Raw genomic sequence first — 15,373 nt, forward strand, 5'->3', positions numbered from 1 at the left:
TGTCCGGAAATACGGTTATGCACTCTGACCTCCATCAATCAGAAACTCCGATCCGGTAATAAATGAAGCGTTATCACCCGCAAGATAGGTGATCAATTGGGCCACTTCAGAAGGCTTTCCGAACCTTTTCAGAGGTATAGATTCCAGCATAGCATTTTCCAGGCTGTCATTAAGACCTATCTTCTGCATGATCTCCGTTGCTACCGGCCCCGGGCTTACAGCATTCACCCGGATGCCCCGGTCTGCCAATTCCAGGGCTGCTATTTTCATCAGAGTATTTACTGCCGATTTACTGGAAGCATATACAGAGGCCATACGCGGAGAGATATGCGCGGAGCTGGAAGACAGGAGAATAACAGAGGCATTATCATTCAGCAAAGGAATGAAAGTACTCAAAGTAAAAAAAGCCCCTTTGAAATTCACATTCATCACTTCATCAAAGAGTTCTTCAGAAGTCGTTTCTATAGAAGCAGTCCTGGTAATGCCTGCATTAATCAACAGGATGTCTATTTTACCATAGCGCCGGGCAATTTCAGAAGCCAGAGCTTTGATATCTGTTATATTTGATTGATCGGCCATGATGCCTTCTGTACCAAGCTTTGTGCAGGCAGCATCCAGGGCATCTTTTCTTCTTCCGGTTATCATCACAGAAGCTCCCTCACGGATGAACTCCTCCGCTGAGGCATATCCGATACCGCTGTTACCTCCCGTTACAACGGCAATTTTATTTTGTAATTGATTCATTTCTTTATTTTTTATGAGTTCATTGATTAATCCACATTGAAGGTGATTCCCGTAACTTCTTCACTCCAGTCCCAGAGGCGTTTTGCACTGTTTTCATGCAGAGAATAGGGTTTTACACCTTGGGTAACCGTATCTTCAAAGGATAGCGGTGCAACCTCCACATCTTCGCAGTACACACCGCCAATGTCATTCAGTGAAGGGCTGGTAGCACACCATACCGTAGTGGCGGCCCCTTGGGGGATTGTTTTTAAGGAAGCCAGTACTTCCGGAAGCATATTTCCCTCATCATCAGTAAACCCCATTTTTTGGAACAGTTCCAAAGGAGCTTCTCTGCCAAGTTCAGTTCCTGCGATTGATCCGGGGTGTAAAGAGTAGGCCCTTACTTTACTCGATTGGCCCCGGGCATCCAGTTCAAGAGAAAAAAGATTAACGGCCGTTTTCGACTGTCCGTAGCCCAGAAGCGTTTCATATTCACGGGTAAGGAAATTAGGATCTTCAAAGTTGAAAGGAGCGAACTGGTGTCCCTGTGATGATACATTCACAACTCTTGCTCCGTCTGCGCTTTTGAGAGCTGGCCACAGCCTTGCTGTTAGCTGAAACTGAGCCAGATAATTGGTTGCCAGCTGAGATTCAATACCCCGTATATCTTTACGGAAAGGAACCCACATAATCCCTGCATTATTGATCAGCAGATGCAACGGCCTTCCCGAAGCCAGAAACTTTTCCGCAAAATGATCTATGGATGACGGATCCATAAGGTCCATAGCTTCAATTTCTACATTATCAATTCCATGAAGATTTTCTCTTGCTTTTTCTACATTTCTGGCCGGAACGATAACGGTTGCTCCGGCAGCAGCCAGGGTTTTCACGGTTTCCAGGCCTATTCCTGTATTTCCTCCGGTTACAACGGCGGTTTTGCCTGAAAGATCAATTCCTTTAATAACTTCTTCTGTTGTTGATTTTGCATTAAATCCTGAGTTAAGAGGCTTTTGTAGCGCTCCCTGATAATTTTTGGTTTCCATTGTTTTGTTATTTAAATGTTACATGACAAAGGTATTCCGGAATTTCATGCAGTGTTTTGCTGTAAATGTCAATTTACTTTGCTGTAGCTGTCATGCAGAGTTAGAAATAACATTATGGATTTGCATAAATCAGTTATGATGTTTTAGCTATATTTGAGTTCAGGAATTAAAATCATTGAGAATCTAAATAGATTGATATGCCAATACCCGGTAATATAAAAAGGGAACATGTGTTCCAGGCGATTATTAAAATCGACAGAGAAGGAATTCCTCCCAAAAGAAAAGCTCATTATTATAATTTGGTTTATGCAGGAAAAGAATACCCATGTAAACTTATCATTTCCTGGGCAAATATTTTCATTAATGATGTGGAGTTGAATCCTGATCCAAAAAACTTTACAACTTATCATGCTCAGGATTATCTTCAGAAATTAGGCTTTACAATTATTAATTTTAAGCCTTAAAAGAAGTTCCCGGGTCAATATGCTTACAGAAATCTCATATCGTCCCCAATATCCACTAAACAGCTTTGTGGATTATATCTGGATAGGGAAATCCCCTGATCTCAGGATGAGGTTTGTGCATCATGCTGCCTTATTTACCGAACTTATATTCAGCTATGGAGACCATTATACAGTGGGAGGAACGAATACAGAAACAATTACCGGTGGTGCAGGACTTCAGATTATATCCGGATTAAAAATGCAACCTTTCGTGACTGAGACAGCAGGTGTTTACGGATGCATAGGCTTACTGTTAAAGCCCTTCTGCTATGGCATGCTGATCCGTGAATTTGGAACCTGTACCATGGAAAACATTTCCGAAATCTTATATAAATGCCTGTTTGATACTGAAAACCCCGATTTTGAAGAAGCAGAAAAATGCTTGCTGAAAATATTCGGCACTATGCAGGCAGATCCTTACCTTACGAAATTTGAAAAATATCTGGCTTTCGGGATGGCAGGAAAAGGAATGCTTAAAGACTTTAGCGGTCTGCTTCCGATTTCCCAGAAAAGTTTCATTCAGAAATTCCGGAAATATTATTGTATAACTCCCGGTGAGTATCTTAATCTTTATAAAATGAACAGAGCGGTTACGCTCCTTCAGAATAATAAATCGGACAGATTAACTGACATAGGGCTGGATTCAGGATTTTACGACCAGTCTCATTTCATCAGGGTATTTAAAAAGTTGAGCGGTCAGACTCCAAAAGAATTTTTAAAATCACGGATGAGGTAAATTCTGTACAATTCTGAATCAGGTACAGGAAGTAATTTTGTACTGTAATTTTAAATTTGAATTTGATGAACCAGAAAAATAAGGTGTTTATTGCCACAAGCCTGGACGGATATATTGCTGACAGAAACGGAGAAATAGACTGGCTGCTTTCATTACCGAATCCCGATAATGATGATATGGGATATAAAGAATTTATCTCATCTGTTGATGCTCTTGTCATGGGCCGGAATACCTTTGAAGTTGTGTGCGGATTTGACGAATGGTATTATCAGAAACATGTTTTCGTACTGAGCAGCAGCATGACAGAAATTCCTGAGAAATTCACAGATAAAGCTTCACTGGTAAAAGGAAGTCTGAAAGATGTTCTGAAAGAAATTCATGGAAAAGGTTTTCATAATTTATATATTGACGGAGGAAAAACCATCCAGAGTTTTTTGAAAGAAGATCTGATTGATGAAATGATCATTACCCTCATTCCTTATCTGCTGGGTGGAGGTATTCCTTTATTTGGAGATCTTCCTGAAATAATGAAATTTGAATGTACAGATACAAAAATCTTCTTAAATTCTGTTGTTCAGAATCGTTTTGTCAGAAAACGGTAAAAAGATCTGAACAGGGCAGAATTCCGGTATTCATAATATACATTTTGAAAACAAAGGCTTACATCATGAAATCTGCCCTTCACGAAGCAGGTGTTCCTTTTTTGCGGAGATGTACAATTTCTAATTTGGGGGTGATGGATCCTTTAATAAATTATTTTTTTATGTAAAATATTTATTAAATTTTAAAATTATATTAAATTTTTACCTAATGACTCGTGATATTTGCATAGAAATAAATCTATAAATTTAAGAAGATATTATCTCCATTAAGGTTGTAAATACTGATTTTTATATGGTATTTTTGCCTTTTTGCTGTTCTCTTATTAAGTATACTGTTATTAAATATTTCCATGATAAATATTTTTACATTTAATTTTTTTCTTAGCATTACTATGCCTGGCCATAAGAAAATCATTTTTCTGCTCCTTATTATTTTTCATCCCCAATGGTATTCTTCCCAAAACCGGAATGAGCTGATGAAAATTGATAAGCTGCTTTTATTGTCGGATAGTTGTGCGCAGGTAGATTTTGGTAATGCCTTGAAGTATTCAAAAGAGGCTTTGGCTAAATCGGAGAAAGCTGGAGATTCAGAAAGAAGAGCGTGGGCTTACTATTATATTGTAAGATCGTTGATTTTTTTCAGGAGGTTTGAGGAATGTGCTCCCTATCTTGAAAAAGGGATGGAGGAAAGGGCGGTTCAGCAAAATAATATACTAAAGGCTTCTTTTTTGAGCCTGCAAGCTGCTTATTACAGCAGAATGTCTCTATTTGAACTGGCCTATCAGAATAATCTGGAAGTGCTGGATTTATTGAAAGGAAGAACAGATCTGGTGTCCGAACTGATTATTTCAAATATGTATATCGGCATTGCAGACTATTATACAGAATTGAAAAATTATAAAGCCGCACATCTGTATGCCAATAAAGCTATTGCTGCTTCTGAAAAAATTACCATGAATAATTATCTTTCTGCCAAACGGATTTACAGAGGCAGGGCTTTTATTTATTTTTATAAAAGCTGGATTTATCTGCAGGAAAAAAAGCCTGCTTTAGCCTATCCTTTTGTTCAGAAGGCTTATGATCAGGCAGCTCTTGAAAAATATCACTATCTGGCTCCCTTTTATGAAATCTATGGAGATTACTATTTTCAGACCTATGATTATAAACGTGCTATTGATTTTTATGTAAAGACGGTAGAAAATAAAGAGAAATTCATGCAAAATTCTGCCTATGTAGATTCTAAAATAGCGGAATCCTATAAAATGCTGGGTAATCATGAAAAAGAAATTGATTACCTGAAAAAAGCAGAAGCCCAGCATAAACTGGACTTGGAAGATGACAAAAGGATTGTTCAAAAAGAAGTCGATAGAATTCTGCTAAAGAAACAGAATGAAAAATCAGATTTAATGAAAAGAAATATACTGATTATTCTGTTGGTAACAGCTGTTTTTATTGTATTGCTGGCAGTAATTATAATACGTTATCAGAAGATACGGAAGAAAAAAAAAGAAATTATCGGAGAGCAGAATATCAGGCTCTCTGAAAAAGAATCAGAAATAAAAGAAAAGGAAGAGAAAATTGAAAAGCTGCAGCAGAAAGTCTCTGAGTCATTTTCTGAGCTCAGTGATCTGGTAAAAAGCAACTCTTCTCAGTTTTGGGGAAGATTCCAGGAAGTCTACCCTGATTTCTGCACAAAAATGCTGGAAATAAACCCAATGTTAAAAGCCTCTGAACTTACTTTCTGTGCTTATATCTATATGGGTTTTTCTACCAAAGAAATTGCAGAGTATACTTTTAAGGCTTCTAAAACCATAGAAAATAACAGGTATAATCTGAGAAAACGGCTATGCCTCAGTCCGGAAGAAGACTTAATGGTCTGGATCAGAAAATACATAGACGGAGCTTAAATAGTGCTGTATTTTTATAAAGGGAACCTGTAAAAGGTTCTTTTTTTATGCCTGCTTTTTTCGGGAATTGAAAAATCATACATCGCTTCAGTAGGGAAAGGTATATAATTCTAATTTTTCCTGTTGAAATCATTAGTGAATTTAATTCTTGTAAATAATTGATAATTAGTAATTTTAATGAATTAGAGGGCCTGATGAGGGCCTGTTTTTTTTTGTTTTTCTGGTGAGTTTTATTCATTTGCAGTTGATTTTACAACACATTGATGACATCAGAAAAATACGATATAGCACTAATCATTTTATTACTTGTTATTTCAGTTTCGAAACTCGGAACCGGAATTATGATGCTTCTTATAAGGTCTCCTGTTTTTCTTTCTTCAGGTGGCAAAAAATAGTTTTCTATCCTGTGGAGCTTAAAAGATCAACATGCCCTTTACGTAAAAGAGCATACAAGACCCCCACCTTTATCACATAGGTAAGCCCATAACGATATGAACCGGTTTGTTTCTCCAAAAACACATATTCTTTAGAAATAGACCGATGTTCTGAACATCAACAATCAATTTATTTAAACTATAAAAGATGATGAATAAAAAAATTTTATTTCTCTTTTCATTACTGCTTGCCAGTATAGCATACAGCCAGTGCAGTGACAATATTCTGAACTGGGTACAAACCCGGAAAGATGATCCTAACCGTGGAGGGTTTGGATTTAATTACGGAAGCGATCCCTATGTTGTATCTGATGACGATGCGGGAGGAACTACCATTGCTAAAGGAAATTTTGCAGCTCCGTATACCGGAGTGAGTATAACGACCAATAAACTGGAATTTGACATTGCATTTGATGATTATAATGATGGTTTAACAACCGAACTGTGGGTAAATGGAGTTAAATATATGAACATGGTTATTCCCAGGGATAATGATCCTACTCCTTATTATATCGCTGATTATAATGACAGAACAGTATATGCCCCTGCAACTGCTTTCAACGGAGCAATGATAAACGGTCAGCCTTCAGTACAGATACAGGAATCTAAAAGGGATGCTCCGGCAGCATCTACAGGCTGGGTAAAAAATCATATTGTTTTAACTTTTCCTTCAGCGCTTAATATAACCTCAGGAAGTATTGAGATCAGGAATTATTATCCCTATCTTACAGGAACTCCCAATGCCCTTTCACAAGGAGATTATAGATATTATATAAAGCTGGCGGTATGTACTCCCTGTACTACGGATACTTATCTTTCACAGGGGCCTAATAACGGTGTAAGGCTTTATAAAGTCAATACTACAACCAATCCTTTTACGTATCCTGCCGTAGGAAGCTCTTCAGGAGTTACTTATAATGCTTTGGGAGCTCATCCTAAAGACGGATACCTTTATGCGATGCTGGATAATTCAAACGCTGTACTGAAAATAAATCCATCAACAGGAGAAATTACCAATATCGGGAATATCTCAGGATTGCCATCTATAGCTTATTCCTCAGGAGAAATAGATCAGAACGGCAACTATTATGTAAAGGCCGCTGCTGCTGATAATAAACTCTATAAGATTAATCTGGCCACCCTTACAGCAACTACAATTACTTTAAACAGTTCTTTTTCTACATCAGATTTTGCCTATAATATCAATAATGGACTGCTGTATGGAGTGAATGCTTACAGTTTTGGTCTTGGTATTGCAGGCGGGCAGCTATTTTCAATTAATCCTGCCAACGGAAACGTAATTCCTATCGGTACAGTAGGTTCTGATATAGGAGATGGGAACGGAACGGGTGCGTTTATCGATCTGTTTGGATCAATGCTTGGAGCTGCCGGTGATATTTACGGAGTTCTGAATGGCGGTGGATTCTATAAATTTAATATTTCTACAGGAGAAAGAACACTTATTTCAAGCTCACCTTCACTTTCCAATGGCGCCAGTGACGGAGCACATTGTGTAAACTCTCCATTTGTTTTTGCAGCAGATTTATACGTGACAAAAACTGACGGGAAGACAAGCTATACGGCCGGTTCAGTCAATACCTACACCATTGTTGCCGGAAATAATGGCCCGTTCGGAGTACAGGGAGCAGTTGTCGCAGATGCTGTTCCTGCAGGAATACCAGCTGCTAACGTAAGCTATACTGCTGTGGTTTCAGGAGGGGCTGTAACTGCAGTTTCAGGAACCATGACCGGAGCAATAAATGATATCGTGAATCTTCCGGCAGGAGGGAAGGTAACCTATACCGTAACGGTGAGTATCCCTTCATCACTTACCGGAAACCTGAATAATACAGTTTCCATAACCTCTCCGGCCAATAGTACCGATTCCGACACCGGGAATAATACGGCAACGGATACAGATACCTATCGGGGAGTATGTGCCAGACCCGGAGATTTTAGCATCGGCGGACAACCTACTAAAATGGGAATTACCATTCAGCAGAAACAGAATGCATGGCCGGAAAACATTCCGAATGGTTTTATGGCATTAGAATCTAAAACAAAAGGTCTGGTGATTACAAGAGTTCAGAATCAGAACAGTATTACAGATCCGAAAGAAGGAATGCTGATGTATGATATAGAAGCAGCATGCGTCAAACTCTATAACGGAACCACATGGAACTGCATTAAGAATACATGCAGCACACCTGCTCCAAGAAGAATTAAAATTGGGCGTTATGCCGGCTATACCATAGGAGATACCAACTTTGCAGCCTTCAACAGCCAGCTGACCAATACTGCCAATTACGGGCCGACAGGAACATTCAAAGGAGTAACGGGGTTTGACTTCTCTGATATTGCCGGTATACTTGCCACAAGTACAGGAGTGCAGCTAAGAAGTAATTTTGATATCATCAATACCGGATACAATACCATGTCTGCCGTACAGGCTAAAAACATATCAGATTTTGTAAAAGAAGGCGGGGTGGCTATTATTAATCTGGATACCCAAAGTGCTTTCAATTTTAATGTAATACTTAATGCGTTTGGCATAACAGGAAGTAATGGTACAGGGGCAATAAATGCACAAAGTTCTTCAGTTCAGCAGCTAAGTGATGTTTTTGGTGACACCAGAAATATAGCTTTGTCCGGGGCAGCTACCCAAGGTCGTGTAGCGGTTAGCCAATTGCCGGCAGGAAATATAATATACGCTTCAGAAACAGCTTCAGGAGGCGGTGCAGCAGTCTGGACGTTAGGCGGTGAATATGGAGGACGTGCCATCTTTATTTGGGATGAAGGACTTTTCAGGGCAACAGCTTCTGTAGCCGGAACAGCCATTAATACTCCTCAGGAGAAATTTATACATAATATCATAGCTTATGCTTTAGGACAGCTGGGCTTCCAACCACAAAATTAGCAACAATGAAAAAAATAGTTTTAATCATGATTCTGGCCATTTCCTCACAGGTCTGCGGCCAGGTTGCCATAGGAAAAGAAAGTGTGAACGGTGCATCCACCATTTTAGATTTTAATAATACAGCCGGAAATACTAATGGAATTATACTTTCTGCCGTAAATGATATCTCCGGAGCATTATCTCCAACATCTACAGATAACAACGGAACTTTTCTGTTTGATAAAAGCGATAAGAAAGTAAAAATGTATGAGAACGGAACCTGGATTGAATTAAGCAATCCAGGAAACAGCTCGCAGATCATAACGAACACAAGCGCTGAGTCTGGAAAAAGTCAGGGTGTGATTATTGGAGCGTCATCCAGCAATGCCAAAGGAATTTTGGTGTTAGAATCGCAAAATAAAGCAATGCTTCTTCCTCAGGTTAATACCCCTCATACTTCTGTAAAAAGTCCTTACCCGGGAATGATGTGCTATGACACGGTAAGTAAATCATTGGCGGTGTTCGATGGCTCTAACTGGAATTATTGGAAGTAATTCTTAACCGGAAAGTTTCCATTAATCAATTAAAACACAATTATATATATCATTCCGTCCTGCCGGAATCAGTTTTCCGGCGGGGCTTTTAAAATAGAAATGGAAATGAACTTCAAAGACATCCATATAGGAAACATTATTCAGAATGCAGTTAAGGAAAGTGATCTGGAGCTTTCCAGAATCTGTAATTTCTTTCAGTGCACAGAGCAGGAAATAGAAGCAATGTATGGTTCGGAAAGTATAGATACCCATCTGTTGCTGAAATGGAGTAAATTTCTGGAATATGACTTCTTCAGAACCTATTCCCAGCATCTTATTCTGTATTCACCTCCTTCCCGGAAAATGAAAAAAGGAAAAACAAAAGAAGTGACAGGTCTGCCGCAGTTCAGGAAGACGATTTATACGCAGGAAGTCATAGATTTTATCCTGGAACAGATACATTCTCAGAATATGACCAGAAAAGAAGTAATAGAACGTTATGCCATTCCCAAAACAACACTTTTCAAATGGATTGAAAAATATAACAGATAAAAATTATGAAAAAATACAGACAGCCCAACTTTAAACAGATTTATACTGATATTCTCGTCAATAAATACCCGGATAAATATAATGCATGTGAAGGATTATTACTGAAAAAAGAACTTCTGGCCTTAGATGTCATGAAAATAAACACCCTTATTTTCGGAATATCTGAAAAGAACAGCCAGAGATACCGTTCCTATAAAGAATCTGATATCGTCTGCATGCTTGAGTACCAGAGAAAAAACAAGCTGAATAATACCCAGCTGGCCATTCACTTTAAGCTAAGCAGAAATACCGTAGCTAAATGGAAAAAAATCTTTCTGTATAACACAGAAGCCTGAGAAAGATAAAAAATGGGGAAAGTGTATTTCCCATTTTTTTTGTAGTTTAGTTTTCAGCATTAAAAAATCACCTGAATGACAATGTTTATAGTACCGGAAACTTCTGAAGCAGAAGCAGATATCCTGAAAGAAAAGAGAAATCCGCAGAACTTTCCGAAGAACATAGCATTTCCTTTTCCTGAGCAGTATAAAAACCTGGTAATGCCCATCAGAACCATTGAAATATCTTCAGAAACTATCCTGTATAATACTGTGGAAGCTGTTTCCGAAAACAAAGAGTCTAAATGGAAAGATTATTGGTGTTTTGCCGGAAACGGACAGGGAGACCGCTGGTTTTTGAACAAAGAAAACTCCGTTTTATTCTATGATCATGATGCTCCTGATGATTTACAACCTATGAAAATCAGCTTTGGCCAGTGGCTTCAGATGGCTTATATAATCCGGCTGCTGGACAATTATTACGATGAATATGAGATTATTCCGGAACCCGTACAGCATGGCTTTTATAAAGCATTAAACAGCATCAGTGCAGGATTGGGAGAACGTTATCCATTTATCGAATGAAAATTATATTATGCCCAAAACGGTTCAGAATAGCCATTTTAAAGAATAAAAGAATGAATATCATTAGGTAATGATGAAAAGTATTGATGGATAATAGTTATTTTTGCCAAAATCCTGTTTCCTAATGAAGAATGCCATAAGCTGGGTATTGATTGTATTTCTCACAGTTTCTCTTTTGCAGAACTGTTTAAATACCCGTGTTCAGAAAGAATTCCGGCAGAAGTCTTCATTTCTCGCAGAATTAAGGGCATTATATTCTTCAGGAGACCCTTCAAAATGGCCCAAACCAATTCTCGATCCTGACGCTGTTCCTTATTTTTCCGAAATAGGGCATCTCCCGGAAGTGAGCTTTCCGGAAGACAATCCATACTCTGCAGATAAAGCATTACTGGGTAAGACCCTTTTTTTTGATCCACGGCTTTCCCGGTCCAACCAGATTGCCTGTGCCTCATGCCATGATCCGGAATTGGGTTGGGGAGATAACAGAACTTTTTCTTTCGGACATGACCGGCAGCTGGGCATCCGCAATGCAATGACGATTATGAACTCCGCTTATGCCAAACCTTTATTCTGGGATGGAAGAGCGTCATCATTGGAAGAACAGTCCCATATGCCGATTCAGGATGAACGCGAAATGGGTGAGCATATTGATATTGCCACAGGGAAAATTGCAAAAATCAATGGCTACGGAATCCTGTTTGAAAAAGCTTTCGGGGATAAGACAGTAACCAAAGACCGTATAGCCAAGGCGATAGCCACTTTCGAAAGAACCATTAAAAGCGGAACTGCAAAATTTGACCTTTTTATCAGCGGAAAAGCCGATGCCTATTCTGATGATGAGCTTATGGGGCTGCACCTTTTCCGTACCAAAGCGCAGTGTATGAACTGCCACAATTCAGGATATTTCTCCAATAACAGGTTTGAAAATGTAGGAACCGCTCTGCTGGGAGAAACAGGAGAAGATTTGGGACGTTATCTGGTGACCAAAAAGCCGGAAGATGCCGGGAAGTTCCGTGTACCGGGGCTTCGTGAGGCTGCAAGAACAGGCCCCTGGATGCATAACGGTTCCATGACAAGCCTTACGGAAGTCATACAGTTCTACAGCAAAGGAAACCCTGAATATGCACAAAAACGATCAACTGTTCATGAAGGAATTACGCTGAATTCTGAAAAATCAACTTTTGTAAGATTACTGGATCTCACTGATCAAGAAATCTCACAATTGGAAGCATTTTTACGCACACTGACCACAAAAACAGAAAGAGTAGTACCGCCTGCTTTACCAAAATAAAAAGATTTTTAAGCCAATCAGGAAATAGGAGACAGCTTCATATTAACAAAAATCTCCATTCATTGTAATGGAGACTTTTAGTTGTGGATTGATTTAAATAACCTGATAGGTTTAATTAGTTATTTTAAAATAAACTCTATTTTCCTAATCCTGTCGCCCAAGGCGAATTTGCACAACCTGCAGAAGTGCAGCAGACGTGTCCTCCGCCTGCTCCTCCATTGGCGAATTCTACGGCTTTACTAGGGGTTAAATCAGTCATAACAACAGAGATATATTTTCCATCACTGGTTTGCCGCCATTGTCTGGCATGACAAAGACCATTATCAATAATTCCCCCATTAATGCTCTTTTGCTGTTCTCTGGTTAAGGCAACAATTCTTTGTAATTTTAACATAATAAAATATTTTTTTGGATATGGATTGGTCCGGACATTCAAGTCAGCCGGATTTTCTGACTAGTCTTGTATGATTTTTTGCTTTTGTTGTATTAGGTTGGTGTTTATTTTAAATGTTTTTTATAAAAATACATAAAATATTTAATTGAATTATTTTATTTAACGAATTTTATTCGTATTTAATTTTAAATTATTAAGAGATGTAAGACCTTATATGATATTAGAATATTAGGTCAAGCTTCACCTTAAGGTAAGGCATTATACTTATAAAAAAATCAAAGATTTTTTCTCTTAATCAATCTTAAAAGCTAAATACCCTTAATGGTTTAAAAAACAACTGAAGTTGATATATTCAGAATTGAAATCAGCGATTGAAATAATTTCCGCTCTTCATCTTCCAGCTCCCTTCCCCGAAAACTTTTCGTAACTTTATCCATATACAATCATTTCACTATGAATATCAGTCTTTCATCAAAAAATGCTTTAGTAGGAGCTGCCACCCAGGGAATTGGCGCCGGAATTGCCCTTGAACTGGCCAGATGCGGAGCCAATGTTACCATCATGGCACGGAATGAAACCAAACTAAAGAATATGGTGGCCTCTCTTCCTGTTGTCAGCCCCGATCAGAAGCATCAGTATCTCGTTGCTGATTTTTCTGATTTTGAAAAATACAGAGAGATCATTGCCGGATATTTTCAGAATCATGCTGTAGATATTCTTGTGAACAATACCAATGGTCCGGAGCCGGGTTTTGCTTTGGAAAAAGAAACTGATGATTACCAGAAAGCATTTGACCTGCTTTTTAAAACGGTATGCGAAACAACATTATTGGCTTTACCTCACATGATCAGGCAGAAAAACGGTCGGATCATCAATGTGTCTTCACTTTCCGTGAAAGCTCCTATTGGAAACCTGGCGCTTTCAAACACAGTCCGTTCAGCAGTGATCGCCTGGGCAAAAACCTTATCCAATGAAGTGGCACAGCACAATATTACCATCAACACTATTCTCACCGGCTATTTCGATACGGAAAGAATCCAAAGCCTGATTCACCACGAAGCTCAGCAGACAGGACTTCCTGTTGAAGAAATTCTAAAAAACAGGGAAAGTAAAATCCCGATGAAAAGATTAGGGCAGCCGGAAGAATACGGACATCTGACAGCCTTTCTTGCATCAGAATTTGCTTCTTATCTTACCGGAGCCAGCATTCCCTTAGACGGAGGACTGAACAATACCTATTAAAAAAGCTGTACTTTCGCAAATGACATGAACTAAACTCATAACCGGATGAAAATGAATAACAGGGTTAAAATTCTGAGAGAACTGCAAAACCTTACCCAAACTGAACTTGCCGAAAAATCTGGACTCTCTTTAAGGACTGTTCAGAGAATTGAAGCCGGAAATACACCCAAAGGTTTTACCCTTAAAGCCATTGCGCAATCTTTGGAAGTGAAGCCTGAAGACCTTATCCCAAATCCGGATAATGAAACGAAAGCAATGGTGACAGACCGGGCAAAAATGATTAATTTATCTGCTTTATCCGGGTTGATTATACCATTTGGAGGAGTTATTCTCCCTTTGATTTTAACCTACAGAACGAAGGATCAGGAAAATAAAAAACTGGGAAAAGAGATTGCAGGAGTTCAGATTATTCTGTCCGCTGTTTTGTCTGTATTAATGATCTTAAGTCCGTTTGTTCAGAAAGAGCTGATGATGAAATTCCCTCTTTTTCTTCCCATTCTAATTAGTTTTATTGGGCTTAAATTATGGATCATATTCAAAAACGGTACCAGCCTGAATCAAAAAAATGAGCTTGATATTAAACTGAAAAATAATTTTTTGTAGCTTCATTATCTATTTTAAGGAATGTACAAGCCTCTCTCTTTTTCTAATGGTTAATTTAACTCTGCACTTCAACAACCCCCATGTAATATTCTGCAGCTTCCGGATGTCTTTAAAATAAGAAAACAGAAATTTGCTTTCGGGATAACATGATAATCATGAATTCGGAATTCTGTTAAAAATCTGTCTGAAAAAATAAATTTACATTTTTAATAAAAAACTATGTAATGATCCGTTGCGTCCGGTTGTCTTAATAAGTATTGGAATTAAATATTTATATGAAAAACTGGTCTTTTAAAAAATGGAACACTATTTTAGGATGGGTGGTCTTTATCATTGCATTAATTACATATACCTCTACCATTGAGCATTCACTCAGTTTCTGGGACTGTGGGGAATATATTTCTTCTGCTGTAAAGCTTGAAGTAACGCACGCTCCCGGAGCGGCATTATTCCAGATTGTAGGGGCTGTGGCCAGCATTTTCGCGATGGGGAACGTAGAGAATTATGCTGTGGTCATCAACACCATGTCCGCAGTATTCAGTGCATTTACCATTCTTTTTCTGTTCTGGACCATTACCCATTTTGTAAGAAGACTTCTGAACAAAGATTTTGATGAAATAACAAAACATCAGGAAATCTCTATTCTTTTTGCCGGGGCTGTAGGAGCTTTGTGTTTTACGTTTTCGGATACATTCTGGTTTTCAGCAGTAGAAGGAGAAGTATACGCTATGGCCTCTATGTTCATTGCTTTGCTGGTCTGGCTGATCACGAAATGGGAAAACGAATACCAGGCATCCGACAATGAGCGGTGGATCATCCTTATTTTCTTTATCATTGGTCTTTCTGTAGGGGTTCATATGATGTGTATGCTGGCAATTCCTGCTGTTTGCCTGGTGTATTACGCCAGAAACTATACATTTACCTGGAAAAATTTCATCTGGGCGAACCTGATTACTTTAGGAATTCTGATTATTGTTTTCAAAATTATCTTCCCGGTTATCATGACGATGTTCGG

At 38.6% G+C, this 15,373-nt stretch carries 16 protein-coding genes; 13 read left to right on the top strand and 3 right to left on the bottom strand.

Translation table 11 applies throughout. The features are described 5' to 3' along the window. Positions 1-15: 15 nt before the first annotated feature. Together AOB46_RS21530 and AOB46_RS21535 are read right to left on the bottom strand one after the other, a co-directional pair. Complete coding sequence (locus tag AOB46_RS21530; protein ID WP_062703291.1) at positions 16-744, bottom strand: SDR family oxidoreductase; 729 nt, start codon at positions 742-744, stop codon at positions 16-18. Positions 745-770: 26 nt separating this feature from the next. Further along, entirely contained in the window at positions 771-1,766 is a 996-nt protein-coding gene (locus AOB46_RS21535) for an SDR family NAD(P)-dependent oxidoreductase (protein ID WP_062703294.1), read from the bottom strand. A gap of 197 nt (positions 1,767-1,963) precedes the next feature. Between AOB46_RS21535 and AOB46_RS21540 the strand changes: the two genes are divergently transcribed. The 10 genes from AOB46_RS21540 to AOB46_RS21590 all read left to right on the top strand — a co-directional run bounded on the left by AOB46_RS21540 (position 1,964) and on the right by AOB46_RS21590 (position 12,119). Next, positions 1,964-2,230 (top strand): hypothetical protein, encoded by a 267-nt coding sequence (locus tag AOB46_RS21540; RefSeq protein ID WP_062703296.1) that lies wholly within the window; start codon positions 1,964-1,966, stop codon positions 2,228-2,230. A gap of 19 nt (positions 2,231-2,249) precedes the next feature. Continuing rightward, complete coding sequence (locus AOB46_RS21545) at positions 2,250-3,005, top strand: helix-turn-helix domain-containing protein (RefSeq protein ID WP_062703300.1); 756 nt, start codon at positions 2,250-2,252, stop codon at positions 3,003-3,005. A 65-nt stretch (positions 3,006-3,070) separates the two neighbouring features. After that, positions 3,071-3,607, top strand: a complete 537-nt coding sequence (locus tag AOB46_RS21550; protein WP_062703302.1) for a dihydrofolate reductase family protein — start codon at positions 3,071-3,073, stop codon at positions 3,605-3,607. A 476-nt stretch (positions 3,608-4,083) separates the two neighbouring features. Further along, positions 4,084-5,514: a tetratricopeptide repeat protein gene (locus AOB46_RS21555; RefSeq protein ID WP_131724434.1), complete on the top strand. Its 1,431-nt coding sequence runs from the start codon at positions 4,084-4,086 to the stop codon at positions 5,512-5,514. A 582-nt stretch (positions 5,515-6,096) separates the two neighbouring features. Further along, positions 6,097-8,865, top strand: coding sequence for a DUF11 domain-containing protein (locus AOB46_RS21565; protein ID WP_062703308.1), 2,769 nt, complete (start codon positions 6,097-6,099; stop codon positions 8,863-8,865). Positions 8,866-8,870: 5 nt separating this feature from the next. Beyond that, positions 8,871-9,398 (top strand): hypothetical protein, encoded by a 528-nt coding sequence (locus AOB46_RS21570; RefSeq protein WP_062703311.1) that lies wholly within the window; start codon positions 8,871-8,873, stop codon positions 9,396-9,398. Positions 9,399-9,503: 105 nt separating this feature from the next. Continuing rightward, positions 9,504-9,929, top strand: a complete 426-nt coding sequence (locus tag AOB46_RS21575) for a transposase (RefSeq protein WP_062703330.1) — start codon at positions 9,504-9,506, stop codon at positions 9,927-9,929. 5 nt (positions 9,930-9,934) lie between these two features. Continuing rightward, complete coding sequence (locus AOB46_RS21580) at positions 9,935-10,264, top strand: hypothetical protein (protein WP_062703313.1); 330 nt, start codon at positions 9,935-9,937, stop codon at positions 10,262-10,264. Between the two features lie 75 nt (positions 10,265-10,339). Continuing rightward, a complete protein-coding gene (locus AOB46_RS21585; protein WP_062703315.1) occupies positions 10,340-10,828 on the top strand; it encodes a hypothetical protein in 489 nt (162 codons plus the stop codon). Positions 10,829-10,952: 124 nt separating this feature from the next. Continuing rightward, entirely contained in the window at positions 10,953-12,119 is a 1,167-nt protein-coding gene (locus AOB46_RS21590) for a cytochrome-c peroxidase (protein ID WP_062703318.1), read from the top strand. 136 nt (positions 12,120-12,255) lie between these two features. Here the strand turns inward: AOB46_RS21590 and AOB46_RS21595 are convergent, their stop codons facing one another. Continuing rightward, positions 12,256-12,513 (bottom strand): hypothetical protein, encoded by a 258-nt coding sequence (locus tag AOB46_RS21595; protein ID WP_062703320.1) that lies wholly within the window; start codon positions 12,511-12,513, stop codon positions 12,256-12,258. Positions 12,514-12,966: 453 nt separating this feature from the next. On the opposite strand from AOB46_RS21595, the gene AOB46_RS21600 reads away from it, so the two are divergent. The 3 genes from AOB46_RS21600 to AOB46_RS21610 form a co-directional block, all read left to right on the top strand. Further along, on the top strand, positions 12,967-13,755 hold the full coding sequence (locus AOB46_RS21600; RefSeq protein ID WP_062703322.1) for an SDR family oxidoreductase: 789 nt from the start codon (positions 12,967-12,969) through the stop codon (positions 13,753-13,755). A gap of 45 nt (positions 13,756-13,800) precedes the next feature. Beyond that, positions 13,801-14,358 carry a helix-turn-helix domain-containing protein gene (locus AOB46_RS21605; RefSeq protein ID WP_316934409.1) on the top strand — a complete coding sequence of 186 codons (558 nt, stop codon included), beginning with the start codon at positions 13,801-13,803 and terminating at the stop codon, positions 14,356-14,358. Between the two features lie 275 nt (positions 14,359-14,633). Continuing rightward, positions 14,634-15,373 (top strand): DUF2723 domain-containing protein (locus tag AOB46_RS21610; RefSeq protein WP_131724435.1); only part of this gene is annotated, 740 nt, incomplete at its 3' end.

It is taken from the genome of Chryseobacterium indologenes, from assembly GCF_001295265.1.
GTDB classification, from domain to species: Bacteria; Bacteroidota; Bacteroidia; order Flavobacteriales; family Weeksellaceae; genus Chryseobacterium; species Chryseobacterium indologenes_A.

Bases quoted from the DNA above. Each gene is read 5' to 3' on its own strand.
- AOB46_RS21600 (WP_062703322.1), top strand. From the start codon at position 12,967: ATGAATATCAGTCTTTCATCAAAAAATGCTTTAGTAGGAGCTGCCACC.
- AOB46_RS21570 (WP_062703311.1), top strand. From the start codon at position 8,871: ATGAAAAAAATAGTTTTAATCATGATTCTGGCCATTTCCTCACAGGTC.
- AOB46_RS21585 (WP_062703315.1), top strand. From the start codon at position 10,340: ATGACAATGTTTATAGTACCGGAAACTTCTGAAGCAGAAGCAGATATC.
- AOB46_RS21575 (WP_062703330.1), top strand. From the start codon at position 9,504: ATGAACTTCAAAGACATCCATATAGGAAACATTATTCAGAATGCAGTT.
- AOB46_RS21550 (WP_062703302.1), top strand. From the start codon at position 3,071: ATGAACCAGAAAAATAAGGTGTTTATTGCCACAAGCCTGGACGGATAT.
- AOB46_RS21535 (WP_062703294.1), bottom strand. From the start codon at position 1,766: ATGGAAACCAAAAATTATCAGGGAGCGCTACAAAAGCCTCTTAACTCA.
- AOB46_RS21605 (WP_316934409.1), top strand. From the start codon at position 13,801: ATGAAAATGAATAACAGGGTTAAAATTCTGAGAGAACTGCAAAACCTT.
- AOB46_RS21530 (WP_062703291.1), bottom strand. From the start codon at position 744: ATGAATCAATTACAAAATAAAATTGCCGTTGTAACGGGAGGTAACAGC.
- AOB46_RS21540 (WP_062703296.1), top strand. From the start codon at position 1,964: ATGCCAATACCCGGTAATATAAAAAGGGAACATGTGTTCCAGGCGATT.
- AOB46_RS21545 (WP_062703300.1), top strand. From the start codon at position 2,250: ATGCTTACAGAAATCTCATATCGTCCCCAATATCCACTAAACAGCTTT.
- AOB46_RS21555 (WP_131724434.1), top strand. From the start codon at position 4,084: ATGAAAATTGATAAGCTGCTTTTATTGTCGGATAGTTGTGCGCAGGTA.
- AOB46_RS21590 (WP_062703318.1), top strand. From the start codon at position 10,953: ATGAAGAATGCCATAAGCTGGGTATTGATTGTATTTCTCACAGTTTCT.
- AOB46_RS21565 (WP_062703308.1), top strand. From the start codon at position 6,097: ATGATGAATAAAAAAATTTTATTTCTCTTTTCATTACTGCTTGCCAGT.
- AOB46_RS21580 (WP_062703313.1), top strand. From the start codon at position 9,935: ATGAAAAAATACAGACAGCCCAACTTTAAACAGATTTATACTGATATT.
- AOB46_RS21595 (WP_062703320.1), bottom strand. From the start codon at position 12,513: ATGTTAAAATTACAAAGAATTGTTGCCTTAACCAGAGAACAGCAAAAG.